This is a genomic window from Vibrio sp. 10N.261.54.A5 (assembly GCF_041471145.1).
GTDB classification, from domain to species: Bacteria; Pseudomonadota; Gammaproteobacteria; order Enterobacterales; family Vibrionaceae; genus Vibrio; species Vibrio crassostreae_C.
Genome location: NZ_JBFRNU010000006.1, coordinates 59,632 through 81,358, shown reverse-complemented (window position 1 = coordinate 81,358; position 21,727 = coordinate 59,632). Strand labels below are relative to the sequence as shown.

At 45.9% G+C, this 21,727-nt stretch carries 13 protein-coding genes; 2 read left to right on the top strand and 11 right to left on the bottom strand.

The annotated features are described in order from the left end of the window. The first annotated feature begins 64 nt into the window (after positions 1-64). Both AB4329_RS01480 and AB4329_RS01475 read left to right on the top strand, forming a co-directional pair. Positions 65-1,690, top strand: a complete 1,626-nt coding sequence (locus AB4329_RS01480; protein ID WP_017066808.1) for an iron ABC transporter permease — start codon at positions 65-67, stop codon at positions 1,688-1,690. Continuing rightward, entirely contained in the window at positions 1,690-2,718 is a 1,029-nt protein-coding gene (locus tag AB4329_RS01475) for an ABC transporter ATP-binding protein (protein ID WP_372137589.1), read from the top strand. The genes AB4329_RS01480 and AB4329_RS01475 overlap by 1 nt, the downstream gene beginning before the upstream one ends. Before the next feature lie 152 nt (positions 2,719-2,870). Here the strand turns inward: AB4329_RS01475 and AB4329_RS01470 are convergent, their stop codons facing one another. From AB4329_RS01470 to AB4329_RS01420, 11 genes are all read right to left on the bottom strand, one after another. Continuing rightward, entirely contained in the window at positions 2,871-4,283 is a 1,413-nt protein-coding gene (locus AB4329_RS01470; protein ID WP_050620018.1) for a phosphoglucomutase/phosphomannomutase family protein, read from the bottom strand. Positions 4,284-4,357: 74 nt separating this feature from the next. Next, complete coding sequence (locus AB4329_RS01465) at positions 4,358-6,763, bottom strand: GH36-type glycosyl hydrolase domain-containing protein (protein ID WP_017066806.1); 2,406 nt, start codon at positions 6,761-6,763, stop codon at positions 4,358-4,360. A 127-nt stretch (positions 6,764-6,890) separates the two neighbouring features. Then, positions 6,891-8,852 carry a beta-N-acetylhexosaminidase gene (locus AB4329_RS01460; protein WP_372137588.1) on the bottom strand — a complete coding sequence of 654 codons (1,962 nt, stop codon included), beginning with the start codon at positions 8,850-8,852 and terminating at the stop codon, positions 6,891-6,893. A 12-nt stretch (positions 8,853-8,864) separates the two neighbouring features. Beyond that, positions 8,865-9,749, bottom strand: coding sequence for an N-acetylglucosamine kinase (locus AB4329_RS01455; protein ID WP_017066804.1), 885 nt, complete (start codon positions 9,747-9,749; stop codon positions 8,865-8,867). A gap of 2 nt (positions 9,750-9,751) precedes the next feature. Beyond that, positions 9,752-11,473, bottom strand: a complete 1,722-nt coding sequence (locus AB4329_RS01450; protein ID WP_372137587.1) for a glycoside hydrolase family 9 protein — start codon at positions 11,471-11,473, stop codon at positions 9,752-9,754. A gap of 98 nt (positions 11,474-11,571) precedes the next feature. Further along, positions 11,572-12,567, bottom strand: coding sequence for an ABC transporter ATP-binding protein (locus tag AB4329_RS01445; protein ID WP_017063264.1), 996 nt, complete (start codon positions 12,565-12,567; stop codon positions 11,572-11,574). 74 nt (positions 12,568-12,641) lie between these two features. Continuing rightward, a complete protein-coding gene (locus AB4329_RS01440; RefSeq protein ID WP_372137586.1) occupies positions 12,642-13,625 on the bottom strand; it encodes an ABC transporter ATP-binding protein in 984 nt (327 codons plus the stop codon). A 2-nt stretch (positions 13,626-13,627) separates the two neighbouring features. Beyond that, the gene (locus AB4329_RS01435) at positions 13,628-14,653 is read right to left on the bottom strand and encodes an ABC transporter permease (RefSeq protein ID WP_017056648.1); all 1,026 of its coding nucleotides are present in this window, start codon (positions 14,651-14,653) and stop codon (positions 13,628-13,630) included. Between the two features lie 2 nt (positions 14,654-14,655). Further along, positions 14,656-15,642 (bottom strand): ABC transporter permease, encoded by a 987-nt coding sequence (locus AB4329_RS01430; protein ID WP_017059409.1) that lies wholly within the window; start codon positions 15,640-15,642, stop codon positions 14,656-14,658. Positions 15,643-15,811: 169 nt separating this feature from the next. Next, positions 15,812-17,494, bottom strand: a complete 1,683-nt coding sequence (locus tag AB4329_RS01425; protein ID WP_372137585.1) for an ABC transporter substrate-binding protein — start codon at positions 17,492-17,494, stop codon at positions 15,812-15,814. Positions 17,495-18,205: 711 nt separating this feature from the next. Beyond that, positions 18,206-21,595: a response regulator gene (locus AB4329_RS01420; protein WP_372137584.1), complete on the bottom strand. Its 3,390-nt coding sequence runs from the start codon at positions 21,593-21,595 to the stop codon at positions 18,206-18,208. Positions 21,596-21,727 lie beyond the last annotated feature (132 nt).

The window sequence follows — 21,727 nt, the reverse complement described above, 5'->3', positions numbered from 1 at the left end:
AAAAGGATATGAGATGTATTTGCAAATGCATTTGTGTTTCATTAAGCCTCGTTGTAGTTAGGCGATGAAAGAAAAGAATTATTTATGGAACACCAGTAGCGGCATTATTGCTGTATTACTGGTTTTACCGATCTTAGCGATTTTTACGACGGCTGTTGGAGAAACAGATGAGCTATTTTCTCATCTGATGTCCACAGTGATGCCTACCTATGCCTACAATACGGTGGTTTTAGTCATAGGAACCATGTTCCTGTCTTTAGTTTTTGGTATTCCGTCGGCTTGGGTTATGGCAATGTGCCGTGTTCCGGGAGAGCGTGTTTTGCAGTGGGCACTCGTCCTGCCATTAGCAATGCCAGGCTATATTGTTGGCTATATCTTTACCGATTGGTTCGACTTTGCCGGCCCTGTTCAGGTTCTACTGCGAGATCTTACTGGGTGGGGACCCGGTGAGTATTGGTTCCCAGATATTAGAACCTTATCCGGCGCTATTATTGTTCTGTCTCTCGTTCTCTATCCTTATGTTTATTTGCTGTGCCGCGCGGCATTTATGGAGCAAAACGTCTCCTTATTACAATCTGCTCGTTTGCTAAAATGCTCGCCTTGGGAAAGCTTCCGTCGTATCTCCTTACCACTTGTTCGTCCATCAATGGCGGTCGGTTTATCGCTTGTTGCTATGGAGACCATCGGTGACTTTGGTACCGTGAGTTACTTTGCGGTAAATACTTTAACGACTGCGGTTTATGATACTTGGCTAGGCTACTCAAGCTTAACGGCAGCTGCGAAAATATCGGCAATCATGCTGGTTATCGTGATCCTATTATTGAGCTCAGAGCGATACAGTCGCCGTAAGCAGAAGCTATTCCAGAACCAGTTCAGCAGCCGCGAAGATTTTCGTTACAACCTCTCTGGTTGGAAAAAATGGCTGGCACTATTCTGGTGCTGGGGACTAGTTTGCGTTGCGTTCTTATTCCCTCTTGGCCAGCTCATTATTTACGCCTACAAATATTTTGCTCAAAGCTGGACCCCTGAATTCAGAGAATATGCCATCAACAGCCTTTACGTTTCGGTAGCTGCTGCGATTATTGGCGTGATTATCGCGATGATTGTTAACTTTAATCAACGCGTTAGTCCGAGTAAGAAAAATCAGGCTTATATGCGTCTCGCTTCGATGGGCTATGCCGTTCCAGGCACCGTGTTAGCGATTGGGGTGATGGTACCTGTTTTGTTCATGGATCACTTGGTCAATGACATTGCGAAAGTGATGGAGTGGGGGCGACCTGGTTTGATCTTCTCTGGCTCCATGTTCGCGCTAATTTTTGCCATGGTCGTACGTTTCTCTGCAGTGGCAATTGGCAGTATTGAAAGCAGCTTGAGTAAAGTATCCCCTTCATTGGATATGGCCTCAAAAACCATGGGTTGCAATACCAATCAGATGTTACGCCGTGTTCATTTACCTTTGATTAAACGTGGCGCATTGATCGCTGGCTTACTGGTGTTTATCGAATCAATGAAAGAGTTGAATGCGGCCTTGCTGCTGCGTCCTTTCAACTTCGAAACATTGGCGACTTATGTTTATAACTATGCCTCAGATGAGCACCTAGAATTGGCGGCGATGCCTGCTGTATTATTGGTGTTGGTGGGTTTAATTCCTCTAATCATCGTAAACCGTTCCTTGGAGCAGAAAAACTAATGAGTTGTGCATTATCAATTAAAGATCTGACTTGTAAGTATGAGTCGCAAACCATTTTGGAAGCGCTCTCGTTAGAAGTTGAGCATGGTGAAATTGTTTGTCTTCTTGGTGCGAGTGGCTGCGGTAAAACGACCTTACTGAAGGCGATTGCGGGCTTACTTCCATTGAGTAGCGGTGTGATGAGTTTGAACTGTCAAACCATTGATGATGGCGAGAATTGGTTGCCACCAGAGCAGCGTAACATTGGTATGATTTTCCAAGATTACGCCCTGTTTCCGCACCTGACGGTAAACCAGAATGTCGGCTTTGGCTTGAAAGACCTTTCTGAGCAGCAAAAGAAAGACAAAGTTCAAGAGATGCTGGAGTTGGTTCATTTAGATGAATTCGGTGACCGATACCCACATCAACTTTCTGGTGGTCAACAGCAGCGCGTAGCGATTGCTCGTTCTTTAGCATACAAGCCAGATTTATTGTTATTGGATGAACCTTTCTCAAACATCGATACTCAGGTTCGCCATGAGTTGATCTCTCAGATTCGTAAGATCTTTAAAAAGCAGGGTGTGACAGCTATTTTTGTGACTCACAGTCGTGAAGAGGCGTTCGCGTTTGCAGATAAGATGGCAGTAATGAACCATGGTGTGATTGAACAGTATGGTTCGGCGTCGGAGCTTTACTTCCACCCTTCGAGTAAGTTTGTTGCAGACTTTTTGGGCGGCGGCAGTTACCTCAATGCACAGCGTATTTCAGAGCTGGAGTTTGAAACCAGCTTGGGTGTGGTTGAAGCTAAACCACAAACGGAGATTGAATTTGGCAGTGCGTGTGAGCTTCTTTTAAGACCACAGCATATCCAAGCTAGTTACGAACAAGACAGTGCTATTTCAGTACTAGAGCAGCAATTTATGGGCGATCACTGTCGTTATGTTATTGAAGCTCACGGTCAAAAGCTATTGGCAACCTCGTCAGAAGCGCTTGAAGTTGGTATGCCGGTCAACGTAAAAGTGGATACCAAAGGCGTATTGGCTTTCTAATTAGGTACAATTCATAGTACCGCTAATTCTCGATGAACCATAAAAAAGCCCAGCACTTTAATGTAAAGTACTGGGCAAAAGCTCTTCATCTATAGGGGTTAACAAGGCAGTGATTTGTTAAGTCCCATACAAGACTGCTGCGCTCTATAAGCCTATAGAGAGAGGAAGTCTTTCACTTTTTGAAGAACACGTTCTGCAGTGTCTTTATCTTCCATTTCTGCGAAGATTCGTAGTAACGGCTCTGTTCCTGAGAAGCGAGCAATCACCCAGCCGCCATTCTTGAAGTACACCTTGGCACCATCTTCATAGCTTACTTTTTCAATTTCGTATTCAAATTCAGGCAGTTGCTTCTCGACGTAGATCTTAGTGTAAAGCGCTTCTTTCTCTGAAGGTTTAAACTTACAATCGCCTTCTGCGGTGTAGGCATAGCCATATTTAGAGTAAATCTCATCAAGTAATTCAGACAACTTCTTGCCTGTCACACTGATCATCTCAACCAGTAAGCTTGAAGCAAATACGCCATCCTTACCTTTGATGTGACCACGAATGGTTAAACCACCTGAACTTTCGCCACCAATCAGAGAGTCATCGGCCTCCATTTGTGAGCTGATATGCTTAAAGCCTACAGGAACCTCAAAGCTCTTCTCACCATGATCTGCCGCCACTTTATCCAGTAGGTGTGTGGTTGCGATGTTACGAACGACAGAGCCCTTCCAGCCTTTGTATTCCAGCAAGTAGTAGTAAAGTAGGAGTAGCACTTCGTTAGGGTGAATGAAGTGACCTTTCTCATCGATGATTCCCAAACGGTCAGCATCGCCATCAGTACCAATACCAATGTCATAGCCTTCTGCTGCAACTAAGTGCTTCAAGCGATACAGCGTTGCAGCATTTGGCGACGGCATTAAGCCACCAAAATCTGGGTTTTTGCCATCGTTGATGACGTCGACATCACAGCGACCGTTAATCAGCACGGTTTGCAGAGCATTTTTTGCAACGCCAAACATTGGGTCAATCAGTACACGTAGGTTAGCTTTCTTGATCGAATCGATATCGATGAAGTTGATGATTGAATCAACAAAGTCGTTCATCGGGTTGATGATCTCGATTTCTTTGTCGTTTAATGCTTGTTCGAAATCGACTCGGATAACATCTTCGTTGGTCAGTGTTGCGATTTGCTGTTCGATCTTCTCTGTGATGATCTCATCGGCATCGCGGCCGCCTTCAATGAACACCTTAATACCATTGTAATCAGCGGGGTTGTGAGAAGCGGTAATACATGCCGAGTAGGTGCATCCCATCTCTTTCGCTTGGAACATCACGATAGGAGTTGGAACGAACTTATCGATGAAGCTTACTTTGATGTTGTTCGCCGCAAGTACTTCTGCAAACCAACATGCGGCTTTATCGGAAAGGAAACGACGGTCATAGCCGATCACAAACCCATTCTTGGCTGCATCTTCGTTGTTGATGATGTTAGCGAGTGCTTGCGCTACCAAACGGACGTTTTCTCTAGTGAACTCCTCACCAATGAAAGCGCGCCAGCCACCTGTACCAAATTTAATCATTAGAAAATCCTTTTAGTCTCATTGTCTCAAGCCTGTAAAGACTTGAGACAAGAGCTGTTCGTTAAATTGCGTGACTAGCCTAGAACAACGACAACATCGTTCACGCTGCCTTCTGCTTGTACTGGGATTGCGCCTTCAACTGATTCACCATTGATAGTGATAGAGGCAACGCCTTTGCTTACTGCATTCGGGTTTTGCACTGTGATGTTGTAAGTCGCGCCACGCCATTGACGAGTAACCTCGAACTCTGGCCAATCCGTTGGGATACAAGGATCAACCGTTAATCCTTCGAAGCCAGTACGAACACCTAGAATGAAGTTGGTTACCGCAAAGTAAGCCCAACCAGAGGTGCCTGTTAACCATGGGTGGTTTGCACGGCCGTGGTCTTGGTGGTCTTTACCCATGATGAACTGCACGTACGAGTATGGTTCTGCGTAACGTGTTTCAATCATGTCGTTTTGGTTGTACGGGTTCAGTGCGTCGTAGAATTTCATAGCACGGTCACCACGACCTAGTTTCGCTTCTGCTACCCAAGCCCATGGGTTAGGGTGAGAGAAGATTGCACCGTTCTCTTTTACACCTTGGTAAACGCGAGTTACGAAGCCGATATCATCGTTTGGTGTTGCGAATGAAGGAGAGTTTAGGTGTAGGCCGTATTCAGAGAAAAGGTTCTCATCAACAGCGTCCATCGCTTTCTCGCCACGTTCTTGAGAAACAGCACCAGATAAAACCGCGAGCGTGTTTGACTCAAGGTGCACACGACCTTCAGCTTGTTGAGCGGTACCGATCTTGTCGCCATTTTTAGTCAGACCACGGATGTACCAGCCGCCTTCGTCATCCCAAAGGTGCGTTTCACACGCCTCGCGAACGTTAGCAGCCATTTCAGTGTATTTCGCAACGTCAGCATCGTTATTGCGGAACTTAGCAAGATCTAGGAATTCTTGTAGCGCCCAGAAGTGTAGGAATGAAACCATTGAAGATTCACCACCACCTAGGTTCAAACAGTCATTCCAGTCAGCACGAAGGCCTTTACAGATACCCGTTTGACCCACGTATTCAGCAGAGAAGTTCAGTGCCGCTTTCATGTGTTCATAAACTGTCGCCTCGCCACCGTCTGCGTATGGAATCACTTCATCGAAGAAGTCGTGCTCACCGGTTTCCATCACGTACTTGATGATGGTTGGAACGATCCATAGGTGATCATCAGAACATGTGTCTTCAATGCCGTGGATCTTGTCGTCATCTGACGGTGTTGGAACAACTGTTGGTGATTTTGATGGCTCAACGTCGGCTTTCTCTGGATCGAACCAGTCAGGATCGAACAAGTGTAGACCGTAGCCCGCTTTCACTTGGCCGCGAAGCAGGTCGATAATACGTTTCTTGGTCATTTGTGGGTTGGCATGGGGTACTGAAATAGCATCTTGAGCCGTATCACGGTAACCAAGACCAGTACGACCGCCAACTTCGATGAATGATGCAAAGCGTGACCAAACCACACAGGTTTCCGCTTGGTATAGCGTCCACGTGTTGATCATTGTGTCTAAGCCTTCGTTTGGCGACTTAACTTGGAATTTGTTGCAACGCTCGTCCCAGTGATCTTTGATGCCTTGGAAAGCGGCGTCTACGTTTGCTGTGTCTTGGTACTTCTCACGTAGGCGTTCACCGTTGCCTTTACCGATACCGAGTACATACGCAAAGCGAACTTCTTCACCGGGTTGAATCGTAAATTGCTTGTGCAGAGAACCACAATGGTTGTAACAAGTTTGAGCGCTGTTAGAACACTTACCGTTTTCAACCGCAATTGGATTTGCTTCATCACGGTACATACCAAGGAAGTTGTCACGTTGGCCATCGTAGCTGTCTGGTGAGAAAGTTGAAGCTAGGTAGTAGAAGCCTTCAAAGTCGTTAGTGTTGTAGTACAGGTCGTATTCCAGAACACCTTCTTGGTAAGACGTGCCCGCAGAGTACAAAGACATCTGATGGTTTTGATTGTCTGATTGAATATGGCTGAAAGAGAACTCAACAAACGAGAAAGTGCTGATAGTACGTGGCTTGTCAGTGTTGTTCTTTAATACAACGTCCCAAACTTCTGCATCTTCACCCTTAGGTACGAATAGCGTCTTGGTTGCGGTAATGCCGCTGTATTCACATTTGAATTTTGAGTATGACAGGCCGTGACGAACTTCGTAGTTCGCTTCATCTAGGCTCTTTGCCACTGGTTGCCAAGAGATAGACCAGTAATCACCTGTCTCATCATCACGCAGGTACACATAGTGTCCAGGACGGTCAAAGGTGCCGTTTGGACGGAACTTAGTAACACGGTTGTATTCCGGAGAATTGTAGAACGAGTAACCGCCCGCATTGTGCGAAATCACGGTACAAAACTTTTCAGTACCTAGGTAGTTTGTCCAAGGTGCTGGTACATCAGGGCGAGTGATGACGTATTCGCGATTGTCGTTATCGAAATAGCCGTATTTCATTGTCATTTCCTTTTTAACAAACTGCATCTATGCAGCTAATTTTTAAATAGTGATGCTGAGTCGTATCTAACTGAGCACCTTAATTTGAGTCAGCAACCACTCGATATGAGTGTCGCTTTGGTTTGTTTTATTGAGCTTTCCAAGGGTTGCGATAATCAACATTGAGTTTGTCGAGTAATGGCAGATGCCCCTTTAGGCGAGATAGGTAATCTAGCCAGTTTCGGTTGTTTTTATGTGTCCAACATCCTTCAGCTAAAGCGCTAATTCTTGGGAATACCATGTAATCCATACGCTTTTGGTTGGTGACGATCTCACACCATAGAGCACACTGAATTCCGCGGATCCGCTTACGAATTGGGTCGGTGTCGGATACCTCAGCAAGTGCTTCGTAGGTATAAGCTTGTTCTAATGGGATAACGGCAGCCCAATCTACGCCCGGTTCTTCCGGTGCATAATCTTGGGTCATGTCGAGATAGGTAAACTGTGCAGGTTGCAACACCACATCAAAGCCTTGGCGAGCGCAATTGACAGCCGCTTCTTCACTGAGCCATGAGTAGATGATGGTCTCTTTACTCACTTTGTCGCCGTGCTGTGCTTCTTCCCAGCCGACCATGCGTTTGCCGAGTTGCTTAAGCTTGTTTTCGGCATAGCGGAATAGGTGGCCTTGTAGGTCTTTGCTGTCTTGGTACTGGTGTTCTTTCATCAATGCTTGAGCAGCAGGGCTGTTGGTCCACACACCGGGTGGCACTTCGTCTGCACCCATGTGAATCAATTCGCTCGGGAATAGCTCTGCGACTTCTTCAATAACTGCATCTAGAAATTGGTAAGTACCGGGCAAACCTGGGTTTAGTACATTGTCGTTGTAGTGCTGAATGCTCTTGTATTGAGTGGTATCCGCTTGCTCTACCAGCATGTCAGGCAGTGATTTGATTGCGGCACGGCAGTGTCCCGGAATATCGATCTCTGGGATCACCGTGATGCTGCGTTGCTCTGCGTATTCAATGACTTCACGAATTTGTTGTTGCGTGTAGAAGCCGCCGTAGTTTTCCGCAATGTGGGTATATTGCGGCTCTAGTGCATGATCAGGGCCACGCCAAGCGCCAATTTCTGTTAGCTGTGGCAGGCTCTTTATCTCAATTCTCCAACCTTCATCGTCAGTTAGGTGCCAATGAAATACGTTGAACTTGTAGTGCGCCAGTTGATTGATTAAACGCTTCACTTGCTCTACTGAGTGGAAGTGACGAGCGCAGTCCAACATCATGCCGCGGTACTTAAAGCGCGGTTGGTCGGCTATCTTGCAACATGGTAGAGAGAAGTTCTCTGCGTCCAGTTGTTGAACTAGTTGAATCAAGCTTGCCACAGCGTGTGTAAAGCCCGACTGGCTGCCTGATTCAGCAATAATCTGTTGTGCAGTGATGGTCAGTTTGTATTCGGCTTCATCTAACGTCGGGTTGCTGCGAAATAGAATGTTGCCGCTTTCGTCTTTTGAAAGTTCAGCTGAAAGCGCGGTCGAAAGAGACAGCTCAAAGGTCGAGAGCAACTCTTGCTGGAACCAAGAGACTGCCTTATCAGCAAGATGAGATTGAACCTCAATTCTGCAGTCGTTATTTAGCGCGAAGTTACTTAGCGCGAAACTACCTTGCTGAAATTCGATCTGATTAGGCTGAGGAATCAATGCAATCTCAGCAGCGTTAACTTCAGGTATTTGATTGCGTTCACGGTATGGCGAAGCCAGTACTATGGGTGATATCGCGACAGGCAGTACCGATGTTTCTCCATCATTATGTGACTGGATAAAGGCATCGTTAAGGCCATCAGAATAGAAGCGGAATGGTGCGCTTTGAATACTGAATTCAAGGTAGTAATGGTTGTTGGCCTTTAACACTGACGAACTTGGTGTGAATGAGCAAAAGCTGCCAACTTGAGTCAGCTCTCCTTGCGATAAACTCTCTGGAAGGATGAAACGATCAAATGCAAAGTGCAGAGACCAATCTTTTACGTCGAGGTCACTTAAGTTATGTACCGTAAGGCCAAATCGGCAGTTATTTTTTTGTTCAGAAAGAACAGCTAAGTCGATGCGATAATTCATATAACTTCCCTGCTAAGCCTGTTGATACAAGTTGTGTTGTGGTTTTCCGGCAAACATCAATGCGCCTTCAATAGCGTCGAATTGAGGTTTAACGATCCATTGTTGTACTGGTGGTGATAGCCAGTTGAGAATACGCTCAGCGATACTTCCCATTAAGCACACCTTGTCAGCGCCTTTTCGATGCAGTGCTAAGACAAACATTTCGATATCAGCCGCGGTTTGCTTGAGCATATCGATAGCCAGTTCGTCACCTTCGTTAGCGAGTTGAAAAATAACTGGTGAGAATTGACCGTAATCCTTTGGAATAGCACCTTTTGACCATTCGACAATGGCATCCACATCATTATTAAAGTGATTCATCACATGTAGAGTCAGCGGGGTTTTGTTGCGAATACCGTCTTCTGCAAGCAAGACTTGTTGAATCAAACGTAAGCCCATGACTGCGCCGCCGCCTTGATCTGAAATCGGAAATTCACGACCGCCAACCACATATTGCTCACCGTCTTTTAGGAAGATACCGCAAGAACCCGTACCACCGATCATGATTGCGCCGTCTTGGCCATTGTGAGCACCAATGCAAGCGCCATAAGCGTCGGTATTTAGTGTCATGCTTGCGAAAGGGTGTGGTTGAGCCATGAAGTCGAACCATGCTGATTTTTGCTCAGCGCCAGCCAGCGCTAGGCCAACATGCATATTTGAAAAATGGTCTGAGTTGAGTTGCCCTTGTTGTGCCGCTTTTGTGATGGCATCAATAATTGAGCTCATCGCAACATCAACACCCAAAAGGATGTTGCCACTGCCACTTTTCGCTTCACCAATCAGTTTGCCTTGAGCGTCACGAATACGAGCACGACAAGAAGTACCACCACCATCAATACCGACGTAGTAAAGAGTCATTATTATTGCTCCTTACGCTGAGCTAAGAAGTTGAACTGTGCAGCGGTTGCTAATAAGAACCACGCACCATGAGGGATCCATTGCTCACCCCAGCGCCAGTTTTGAAGCATGTCATCTTTTTGTGCTGGTGGATTGAACGCAATGTCTTGTTCATCTTCAAAACCAGCTGTGATGCCATTACAGATACCGCCTTTCGCATTGAAGAACCCAAGCTGAGGTAGGTAGTCTGGGTTGTTATGGCCATGACCATCGAGCATGCATATGTGGTATGGGTTGAGGCCCAAGATCCAATCAAGGCTATTTTGTGAAAGCTGGATTAAGCGCTCTTGAAGTTCGCTATCTTTAATGTGCGGTTGAACTAGGTAAGCCATGGTTGCGAGTGAGCCAAGGCGTGCGTTCTCGCCTTGCCACCAGTAACCAGTTTCGTTCTGTTGAGCGACGAAGAAGGCATCACGTTTATCACCATCGACAGATTTAACGTATTGTCTTGGATAGCCAAATGGGTTGGTGACTTTGTCGGTGATGTTGATTTCGAACTGACAAGCTTGTTCAACAACTGTGCGCGCCTGTTCTTTTAATTCAGCATCGGTTTCATTGTCGATGTATTCACATAGTGCAATCACAGGAAGACCGGCTTCAGCTGCGTGAAAGTATGGACGAGAGCCATCAGAGTTTGCCGACCAGAAGTGCTCAAATGAATCATCGGATTGCTGACGAGAGATTAAACGAGTCGCCCAAGTTCTTGCTTCTGATAGGTATTGCTGGTCTTGTGTTACGCGATACAGCTCATTGGCTGCGAGTAGGGCGCAATACTCATCGATGATGTTCTCTTCACCATCGTTTAGATACTGGAGGTTGTACTCTTTTAGATGCCAGTAACCCTTAACCGCCATTTCAAGGTATGTGTGGCTCGAGTAGCTGCCAGAGATTTCAAGCTCAGAAGCTGCGGCTAATGCTGCGATAGCAACACCTGCACCTTGTCGGTAGCCCGCTTGTAAGTCCGTTGATTTATGACCTTCTTGAGTCGCATAAGCGCAGATATCGCGTTGGTTGATATCTTTGCTCCATTTGTCGAATACCGTCATATAGAAGTATCCGTCAGCGTCTTGCATACGCACTAAGAAGTCGGCACCGAACAGAGCCTCTTCCGTTAGACGAGTCATGGAGAATTTCGGGAAGTCTGGGTTATGGCTAGTCAAGCGTACGCTTTTTAGCATGTTCCAAACGACCATCGGAATTTGTTGTGGGTTTAGGTAGTTACCATAAGACAGGTGGCTAAAATATTTACTGACATCACCTGATGCGTCGTACCAACCGCCATGGACATCGACGTATCTGTCAGTGCCTAGAATTTGTGCCTGTTGATCTTTTTTGTCGAAAATACCGCCACAGCGTTGTGACTTAAAGTAATGAAGCACATCAGAAAACGTGTGGTTCATTAATAGGTTGCTACCAATCTCAAATACTTCTGAACGCAGGTTGTCAAAACGTAGGTAGTAGCGACCAGATTCAGTGACTGAACTGAAATCAATAGTGAAGAATTGCCCTTGATGCCAATTTGCTACGCGGCCTTGTTTAACCACATCAAAATTTCCGACAGTCATATGGTTGTCAGCACAGACGAGTAGAGCCGTAGTGCTTGATAGGCGAGCTTTCTTAGTTTGTAGGATAGCTTGCTTCGGGCCTGTGGACTCATAGCCAATATGGTTGGTCAATAACAGCATCAATATTCTCCGACAGTCCTAGTTTCTATTGGCTAGGTACTTGAATGTTTTGGATATAAATAGTTAGGGTCCGAAGACCCTAACTTGGGTTTTATTGCTTAGCTTTCGTGTAGGTAACAGCGCACAAAGTGGTTATCAGCGAGCTGCGTAACCCCTGGTAGCTGCTCTTTGCACTTATCCATTGCGTGAGTACATCGGCCTGCAAATGGGCAGCCTGCTGATACTGGTGTCCACAGAGGAATCTCACCTTTGTTGCCTGCAAGTTGCTCGTGGATCGACTTCTTAGGATCTGGAACGGCCGAAACAAGCAATTGGGTGTATGGGTGCTGAGGGTTAGCAATCACGTCATCGGTATCGCCCCATTCCACCATGTGTCCCACGTACATCACCGAAAGGTCTTCAGCGATGTAACGAGCGGTTGCGATATCGTGAGTGATGTAAAGCAGAGACATTTGCTTCTCGAACTTCATCTCTTCCATCAGGTTCAAAACACCGGCACGAATCGATACATCAAGCATTGAAGTTGGCTCATCGGCTAGTACAACTTCGGCACCTACCGCGATGTTGCGGGCTAGGTTGACACGTTGACGTTGGCCGCCAGACAGTTGGTGAGGGTACTTCTTCGCCGTCTCTTTTGGTGGGATCAGGCCCACTTGCTCTAAAAGATCGTAAACACGTTCTTCTAGTTCTCTCTTATTGCCCGGGGTTACCTTCTTGTGGATCAACAGTGGTCGAGCAATGTGGTGGAAGATATTGTGTGTTGGGTTCAATGAACCAAACGGGTCTTGCCATACCATCTGCACGCCTTCACGGTAGTGCATAAGATCTTTTCTGCTTGAGATCTCTTGGATATCACGACCTTTGTATTCGATCGTGCCGCCTGAAGGTGCGTACATTTTTGCGATCATTTTTGCGGTTGTTGATTTGCCTGAACCAGACTCACCAACCACTGCTAGGCCACGGCTTTTGTACATCTTGAATGACACGTCGTTAATCGCACGCATCATTGGGGTTTGAATGGTGGTACTGCTTATTGGGAAGTCTTTTACGACATTCTTGCCTTCTACCAATAATTGACCGAAATCTTTGCTCATAATTGTCTCCAGAATCCTTATTCGCTTTGCTTGTTTTTAGGCGGTCGAGCCGCCTTGTTCGTTATTCACGCAAGCTATAGCTTCCTTTGTACTATTGGGTCACCGTACAGGTGGCAGTTAGACAAATGTCCCGGGTCGATAGAACGCAGCTTGGTTGGCACCTTGGTACACTTTTCATGTACACGGTCACAACGAGCTTGGAAACGACACCCTTCAGGGATCTCTAACAGGTTCAGAGGGTTACCCGGAATACCTGCTAACTTTGTCTTTGGCCCTGTCAGTGGAGGGAAAGAACTTCCCAGCCCTTTGGTGTAAGGGTGGTAAGGGTTTTCTAGAATATCTTGAGAGTTAGCCACTTCGATTAGCTCACCTGAGTACATGATGCCGATGCGGTCAGAGAACTCGACCATCAATGACAAGTCATGGGTGATGAACAGAATTGAGAAGCCAAATTCTTCTTTTAGTGCATAGATCTTTTGTAGGATTTCGCGTTGCACAACCACATCAAGTGCGGTTGTCGGCTCATCCATAATGATCAGCTTTGGATTCAGTGCTAACGCGATAGCAATAACCAAGCGCTGACGCATGCCGCCAGAGAATTGGTGAGGATAGTCACTCAATCGGCTCGGGTGAATATCGACGATTTCAAGTAGACCTTCAGCACGCTGCTTAGCTTGCTCGCGAGTCATGTTGGTGTGACGCATGATTACGTCACAGAACTGCTCTTCCATCGGTAGTACTGGGTTGAGTGCGTTCATCGCGCTCTGGAATACCATCGACATCTCACTCCAACGGAACGACTGCATACGGCCATCACTGTATTCAAGGATGTTCTCACCGTTGAAGATAACCTCACCACCACTGATGTAAGCGGGCGGCTTATGAAGACGCATAAGAGAGAAAGCGACCGTTGATTTACCACAGCCAGATTCACCAGCTAGGCCGAAGACTTCACCTGGAGCGATGTCGAAACTTACGTTGTTACACGCACGAACATCGCCAGACTCTGTGATGTAATCCACGCATAAGTTGCGGATAGAAATTAGTGGTTCAGACATGATTATTTATCTCCGCTCCAAAGTGCATTTTGTGGTGGTAGTTCTGGTTCACGTTCTTCTTTGTCTTGAGCTGCTAGTTTCTTCCAACGCTTCATGCCTTTGTGAGAACGCAGTTGCGGGTTAGCAATTTCATCGACCGCGAAGTTAAGTAGAGCAAGGCCAGTTACAAGTAGTGTCAGTGCGATACAAGGAGCCAGCAGTTCCCACCAAGCGCCAATCAGCATTGATGAAGAGGTTTGAACGTTGTAAAGCATGATGCCCCAGCTGATTGTGTTCGGGTCACCAAGACCTAGGAACGAGATGGTTGCTTCCATCATGATTGCGTACATCACCGAACCGATGAAGCTTGCGCCAACGATAGAGATAAGGTTTGGCAGAATCTCTACGAAGATGATGCGGAATGAAGATTCACCCAAAACTTCAGCGGCTTTTACAAACTCTTTTTCACGCAGTGCTAAGGTTTGGGAGCGAACAACACGGGCACCCCAAGCCCAAGACATAAAGCCGATAACCAAGGTTATGGTGAGTGGCCCTGCCTCACCGATAAAGGCTGCTACTACGAACAGTAATGGGTATTGAGGGATTACCAGCATGATGTTCATTGCGGCTGTTAGAACGTCATCGACACGGCCACCGAAGTAACCTGCAGAAACACCAATAACAGTTGCGAGTAAACATACGGTTAGACCCGCACCAAAACCTACAGCAAGAGATACGCGTGCGCCGTATACCACTTGAGACCAAACGTCACGACCCATACGAGTTGTACCTAGTACGTGGTCTGCCTTTTTAGACATGATCAATGTACGACGGTCGTCTGCTAGATTTTGAGCAACCCAGCCATCAGGGTTAGTTTGTGCAGACTTCACCACGAAACCAGGATATTCGTGTGGGTTACCTGTACGCTTGTCTGGTACATGTTTGGTGATTAATGGAGCTGCAATCGCGCCAAGAATAAAAATACTTAGGATGATGACGCCTGTTAGGGCCATCGGGTTACGCCAAATGAGTTTTAAAAAGTCTTTCATGATTATTTACCACCCTTACGAAGACGAGGGTCAAGAACAACGTAAAGCATGTCTGCAACTAGGTTAAAGAACAGCATGAATAGCGTCATGATAAGCAGCTGACCTTGCAGTACTTGGTAGTCACGAGCGTTAATTGCGTTGAAAAGTACGCTGCCAAGACCTGGGTAGTTAAAGATGATTTCGATAATTAATTGACCGCCGATTGCCATACCTAGCGACATTGACAGGGCTGTCACACTAGGTAGCATCGCGTTACGAGCTGCGTAGTTGAATACCACTCGGTTTTCGCTCAGGCCTTTGCCTTTCGCCATGGTGATGTAGTCTTCGGCTAATAGGTTGATCATGTTGTTACGCATGTTTACTAGGAAGCCACCAATTTGAACAACAGAAGCACAGAACAGTGGTAAGAAGGCGTGGTAAGCGACATCTTTAATGAATGCCCAGCTTGTCCAATCAGGTATAGTACCAGCGGTGTAGGCATACCCTGTTGGGAACCACTTCAAGCCAATTGCAAAGGTAAATAGTGCAATCATCGCGATAACAACTTGAGGAACGGCTTGTAGAATCAGCATCCCTGGCGTTACGAAGGCATCGTACTTACTGCCGCGTTTCCACGCTGCGAAAATACCTAGGATTGAACCAATCGAGAAAGAAAGAATAACTGCGGTGCCGGCTAAGAAAAGCGACCAACCGAATGCTCCACCCAACAGTGTGTTTACAGAAAGTGGGTAGAATTGAATTGATGTACCAAGTTCCCAGCTAAGAATGTTCTTCATGTACGCCACGTATTGAACTAAGTAGCCACCATCAACGAAGCCTAATAGTTCTTTCATTGCAGCAATACGCTCTGGAGTAACTTGTACAGAAGCGTTCGCAAACATCATGGTAACTGGGTCACCAGGCATTGCTCTTGGAATAATAAAGTTTAACGTCGCAGCAACTAATAGCGCGACAAAATAAAATGACAAACGTCTTAAAAAATAACCCATAACTCACACCTTACTCACCCAGATTGTTTCCCTGTTTCTGGATTCAGGTCGCTCCTAGCGAAATTTGGAACGAAAAATCCCCTGACGACTAGCGCCATACTTTCAATTGAGAGTGTGGGGATTTTTATAAGCGGCGTAAGAGGTTACGCCGCAAGGATTGAACGATTACTTATTTAACTGGTTTTAGGTCCAGTACATGAAGTAGACGCTCTGGAATACCAGCCCAAATGTTTGGACGGCCTTTTGGATTTTCTTCGTTCCACCAACCAGTGAAGCGAGTTGTGTTGTATTGGTACATGTAAGCACCAGACATCACAGGGATTGTCACTTGGTCTGCAGCGATGATTTGCTGGATACCGTGTGCAATATCTAGCTGTTCGTTCTTATCAGCTGTTTTGTAGAAGCTGTTTAGAAGACCATCTAGCTTGTCGTTTTTGTAGAAGTGCATTGCGAAACGAGGCATACCATCACCAGATTGTAGTGATGAGTTGTAAGCACTGTTCCAGTACGTGTATGGATCCGCACCGTGGAAGTAGTTTGTGTATGCTACGTCGTATGTACCTTCAAGCATTGCTTGGTTGTAAACAGAGAAATCAGGTGTACGAGCTTTCGCTTTAATACCGATTTCGTTCAGTTGTTCTACCGCTAGTTGAACTGTGTTGTTGAAGTCAGTCCAGCCGTTTGGCGATTGAATCATTAGTTCGAAAGATTTGCCTGATGGAGTGTCAACAAAACCATCTTTGTTCACATCTTTGAAGCCAGCGTCAGCAAGAAGCTTCTTCGCGCCTTCAGCGTTGTAAGTGTTGAAGCCTTTGTACTTGTCGTGAGTTTTTTCATCAGACCAAGCTTCAAACGCGTAGCCAAGACCCGATGCGAAATCGTTCACAGTACCGCCACCGTAGAATGCGATGTCGATGATAGTTTGACGGTCAAGAGCCATAGAGAAAGCACGACGGAAGTCAACGTTGCTCAATGCTTCATGCTTCGCAGCATCAGGGTGCTTGAAGTTAACGATGAATGCCTGTGTACCTGCTGGCGGGTACCAGTAGTGGTGTTTAGGGCTAGCTGCTGCGTATGTACGATCGATATCTGGAACGAAAGAAGACGTCCAGTCCATTTCACTGTTTACAACTTTACCTAGGAATTGGTCGTTGTTCGCAATTTGTGGAACACGTAGACAGTCAACATCTAGGTTGTCTGCATCCCAGTAGTTCGGGTTTACACACTGGATGTATAGTTGCGCTGTAAACGTATCGATTTCTGTAAATGGACCAGAACCAACTGGGTTTTCATTGGTAAACGTTGATGGATCTTTAACGTCTTTCCAGATGTGCTTAGGTACTACAGGTACTTTGGCAATCTCATAAGGTACGTTCGAGTTTGCTTCTGTTAGGCTGAACTTAACTTGGTTGTCGTTCAGTTTTTCTACAGAAGTTACCCAAGAGTTGATACCAGATTGGTCAAGCTCTGGCTTCTCTTTTACAAGGTTGAAAGAAAAAACAACATCATCAGCAGAGAAAGCTTCTCCGTCAGACCATTTAACACCCTTACGAATGTCGAAAACTACGCTCATCAGATCATCTGACATCTTGAAGTTTTCAGCTAGACGGAACACTGGAGTGTTACCGTGCATTTCGTTAAATACTACTAGCGGCTCGTACATGAAGTCAGTTGTAGTATGTAGGTTAGTAGCACCAAGGTACGGGTTAAAGTTACGTACGAATGTAGTGTACTCTTTCGGGTGAACGGTCAGTTCACTGCGTTCTGCAGCGGTTGCTACTGATGCAAAACCTGTTGTAGCAGTTGCAATAATTGCTGTTGCTATTGCTGTTTTTTTTATATTGGCAAGCATAGCTGTTCCTTACTATTTGCTTTCATTTCACTAATGGATTGAATGTTATCTGTCGCTAAATTGTTTAGTAGATACACACTCTGGTTAAAGGCCTACCTCTTCTTCGTTGCTCCAGATTCATCGTTGATTCTGAGAAGTGGTAAGAGTGGCCTGTAGGCCTTTGGCAGGAGTAAGAAAACACCTTATCGATGAATTAATCAAACTCGTTTCCCGTCAAAAACGTTAAAAACACACAACTCCACGTCATTAACGTCAAAATAGGTTGCTTTGGTGGTTTTTTGTACGTAATTGTTAAAGTGATGTGACTCGCATTTGGTTTTGAGGTTCTTGCAGGTTGTAAGTGGTCACTAACTTTAAAGGCTTTTTATTATAATGCTTTACCCTAAGTTGGTATAATTGTAGATCTCGGTCACTTGCCAGTTTTACGTTAAATTTCCCTAGAAAATTAAATCTGCCGTTCTGTTGTGACTCGCTTCTCAAACTGCAACAAAGAGTCAGATAACGGTCAGATATGATTGAGAATAGAACGAAAAGTACTGACGGTTACGAGCTCACACTGTACGTGATTGGCGTGAATTCTTCCTTGTTTAAGGGCGTAAAAAAAGTGCGTTGCAAGCGATGGGATTCTACTTTTTGTGATTATAAGGCGTACAAAAAAGCCCACGCTAGGTGGGCTCCATTATTCAAAGTATCGTGATGTTGGTTCAGGGTTTAACTGGTCAGTAGTTTCTGAAGTTTATCCCTCAGCATCTCAATATGGGTTCTTTCTGGCGTCTGTTCTTTGCAGTGTTCCAGAATGAATTCGATTGAGCTCAGTACCGTTCGCCAGCGAGGCGTTTTCGGTAGGGTTTCTACGCGTAGGTATTTGTCTAGCGTTCGAGTTTGCAGCGTACTGCGGTCTAAGTAGACGCGCCACAAGCCACTCTTCTCGGCGAAAGCAAACTTGGTTTCACCAGTCACCGATTCCCAGTAGATGATGGCATTCGTCATCGCATCGACCAGTACCTCACGCATTAACTCTTGCTTGTTTTTACCTTCACCGGTTGCCTTGTCAGCAAGACGAGTAAATTCTCCGCCAAGCTCTTTCAGCTGCTGTAACTTATCTTTGTCGCCTTCAAAGGCATAACTAGAGAGAGCCTCAACCGCCGTTTCAAGGTTATTGATTCGGTTTGAGTTAACACCACCACCTACATTAAAGATATACATGGTGTCGAGCCCTGAGCCTTCAGGCAGCTTAAGGATGTCACTTGGTATGCGCTGACGTGTATCGTCTATATAGATATCAATATCACCGCAGTAGTGGGCTTGTTCTACCTTAAGGTATTTAGGTGCAATGATCTCGTCAGCCATTGAGCGTTTGAGTTGCTCCTGTCCGCGTCTGAATAGCTTCGCCGCGGCTTCGTTAGCAAAACGAATGCGTTGGTCATCGCGAATACAGATGATGGCTTCAGGTGCCGATTCTAGCTGCTCTAATAAGCGGCCTTGAGTTTCTAACAAGTTAGCTTCAACCATCGCTCTATGTTTGAGTTCGAGTTGCAGTTGATCGTTTTCAAGGCGTCTCTGTTCAGCTTTGCTTGCTGATAGATGTGCTGTAATTCGAGCCGCCAGTTCTTGTTTGTTGAACGGTTTAGACAAGTAGTCATTGGCACCCGCTTCGAAACCTCGAACACGGTCTTCTGCTTGGTTGAGTGCCGTTAGCATGATGATTGGCAACTGAGCATGATCGTATTGCTTTCTCAGTGCTTCACAAACCTGATAGCCGCTCATTCCTGGCATCATGATGTCGAGTAGAAGCAGCTCTGGCTTCTCTTTTTCAATCAGTTCAATGGTTTCAGGGCCATCACATGCAGTACGTACTCGATAACCTTCTAACTTCAAGAAGCTGTCTAATACTCGCAGGTTAACCGGCTCATCATCGGCGATAACCAATAACGGGCCATCTGGGTTTTCACTGACAACACTGTTTTCTTGTTGGCTGTTATCAATTAAATCAGGCGCTTGGAAGTGCGAGTAATGACCGGATTCGTTGTAACTGTCCAGCTCACCTTGAGTCGCTAGGGGCAGGGTAAAGCTAAACGTAGTGCCAAGCATTGGTTGGCTACTTACGTACAGTGAACCGCCCATTAGCTCGATCAACTGACGGCTGATCGATAGTCCAAGCCCTGCACCTTGGCGGTAGTTACTCGCATCTTGGCCTGCTTGAATCAATGGCTCAAAGATGTGCTCAAGGTACTCGGCCGGTATACCTTGGCCAGTATCGACAACTTGCACACGAATGTTGTCATCGATAACGCTGGCAGAGATAACAATTTTACCTTCTGAGGTGTACTTGATGGCATTGCCGACCAAGTTATACATCACTTGCTCAAGTCGTTGAGGATCCGATGAAACCAGACCTAAATCACTTGGGACTTGGTTAATAATACGGATTGGCTTATTGCCCAATAGGTGATGAGACAACTCTAGGACCAAGCTGGTGGCTGCCGACAAATCAACGGCTGATTTCTTAATATCTAAGCTGCCATAGCGCATCTTGTGATAATCAAGCAGATCATCAACCAAGGTCGCCAATCTCTGACCGCTATTGATGATGATATCCAACTGATATTTCTGATTAGCAGGAATAGGGCCGTTAGCTCCAGATATCAACGCTTCAGCGATACCCACCATGCCATGCAGTGGTGTTCTCAATTCATGTGAAGTAGTCGCTAAGAACTCATCTTTGAGTTTATTTGCCAGTTGTAACTCTTCGTTTTGCTTTTGAATGGTCTTAAGGTTGTCCTCAAGCTCATCGTTTTGGCTTTTGATGAGCTGCATTTTTTCACGAATAGATCGCTGCATTCTTTCGAAGCTCACCGCGAGTCGGCCTATCTCATCTTTGCGCTCGGTATTGATCATGGTTTCATCGAGATCACCCGCCGATACTTTTTCGGCAGCCCACGTCAGTTTAAGCAGTGGGGATGTGATGAAGTTAGACAGATAGTGCGATGCAACGACTACCAGAATGATCGCCGTTAGCATCACGATCACGAAGATCTTTTCTAACTGATGAATACGGGCAAACGCCTCTTTCTCTGGCAGCTCTACGACAAGAGCCCATGTTGCGTATTTCAGCTCAATTGGCGTATATGCCGCGATGATCGCTTGATCTAGGGTGTTGTCGAAGGTGCCAACCGCTGTTTCGCCAGCCAATGCTTTATCGACAACATCTAGGCTCAAGTTGATAGATTCTTGTGAATGAGCAAGGCTACGCGGCAGGTGATCATCACCTACAAGCAGCGTTTGAATATTCGAACTCTTGTTGAGATCCGCAATCAACTTAGTAATGCCGTTGATTGGTAGCCTAAACATCGCGTAACTGTGTAGGTAGCCTTGTTGAACGATAGGTGCGCCTAGCCATGCGGTCTGTTTGCCATTCTCGTCTTTAAAGTCAGAAACGATAACCGGCGTGTAATCTTCGTTAGATTTGCGTCGGTCGGTTACGTCTTTGGCTAGTCGTTGAAAGGTAATACCTAGGTTGGAGTCCTTGTATTTTCCTGTCAGCAGATTGGTGCCGTAATCGTCATTTTTAAAGACGGAATAAGCGACGTTACCGTTGATATCAACTAAGAGAATATCGTCAAAATCAGAGCGTTTAAGCAGTTCTAGGTAAGCATTATGGTAGCGCTTGTGGAGCAGGCGATAACGCTCGCTGCCAATAAAGCTGCTGGATTCAGGGAGGATCGACGTTTTGATTTGATCGCCAGAGCCTTGAATATAGCGCTGCTGTGCATTACTGCGTGCCTCGTCAATATCTAACCCCAATCGTTGAAATGCATTGATCAAACCATAAAATCGCCCGCCACTGGCATTGGCCAATTCTGAGCGAACAAAGCCCATCACTTGGGATTCTTGAGCTTGTAGGTAATCGACAATTTGCTGCTGCTTAGTATCACGAACCGAAACAAGGTGTGAGGTGCTTTGTTCCTGGAGATCCTGACTGTGCGATTGGAGGAAAAATATCGCGATAAGTGTCACAGGGGTAATACTGAGGACAAGAAATGCCAGCATTAGGGTATTTTGAAGGCGCTTAAACTTCTGCTTACGATAGAATCTAAACATAAATTGGGTACTACTTTCCTTTGATGTACTGCTAAAAGGGGCGAAAACAAGTACAGAGAATAGAATTAACGGGTTCCAATTTAACGAAATTAACGAGTTTTTTTACTTTGACAAGTAAGTGGTATTTAAAGC

Excerpts from the sequence above, each read along its gene's own strand:
- AB4329_RS01480 (WP_017066808.1), top strand. The coding sequence starts at position 65 with ATGAAAGAAAAGAATTATTTATGGAACACCAGTAGCGGCATTATTGCT.
- AB4329_RS01475 (WP_372137589.1), top strand. The coding sequence starts at position 1,690 with ATGAGTTGTGCATTATCAATTAAAGATCTGACTTGTAAGTATGAGTCG.
- AB4329_RS01470 (WP_050620018.1), bottom strand. The coding sequence starts at position 4,283 with ATGATTAAATTTGGTACAGGTGGCTGGCGCGCTTTCATTGGTGAGGAG.
- AB4329_RS01465 (WP_017066806.1), bottom strand. The coding sequence starts at position 6,763 with ATGAAATACGGCTATTTCGATAACGACAATCGCGAATACGTCATCACT.
- AB4329_RS01460 (WP_372137588.1), bottom strand. The coding sequence starts at position 8,852 with ATGAATTATCGCATCGACTTAGCTGTTCTTTCTGAACAAAAAAATAAC.
- AB4329_RS01455 (WP_017066804.1), bottom strand. The coding sequence starts at position 9,749 with ATGACTCTTTACTACGTCGGTATTGATGGTGGTGGTACTTCTTGTCGT.
- AB4329_RS01450 (WP_372137587.1), bottom strand. The coding sequence starts at position 11,473 with ATGCTGTTATTGACCAACCATATTGGCTATGAGTCCACAGGCCCGAAG.
- AB4329_RS01445 (WP_017063264.1), bottom strand. The coding sequence starts at position 12,567 with ATGAGCAAAGATTTCGGTCAATTATTGGTAGAAGGCAAGAATGTCGTA.
- AB4329_RS01440 (WP_372137586.1), bottom strand. The coding sequence starts at position 13,625 with ATGTCTGAACCACTAATTTCTATCCGCAACTTATGCGTGGATTACATC.
- AB4329_RS01435 (WP_017056648.1), bottom strand. The coding sequence starts at position 14,653 with ATGAAAGACTTTTTAAAACTCATTTGGCGTAACCCGATGGCCCTAACA.
- AB4329_RS01430 (WP_017059409.1), bottom strand. The coding sequence starts at position 15,642 with ATGGGTTATTTTTTAAGACGTTTGTCATTTTATTTTGTCGCGCTATTA.
- AB4329_RS01425 (WP_372137585.1), bottom strand. The coding sequence starts at position 17,494 with ATGCTTGCCAATATAAAAAAAACAGCAATAGCAACAGCAATTATTGCA.
- AB4329_RS01420 (WP_372137584.1), bottom strand. The coding sequence starts at position 21,595 with ATGTTTAGATTCTATCGTAAGCAGAAGTTTAAGCGCCTTCAAAATACC.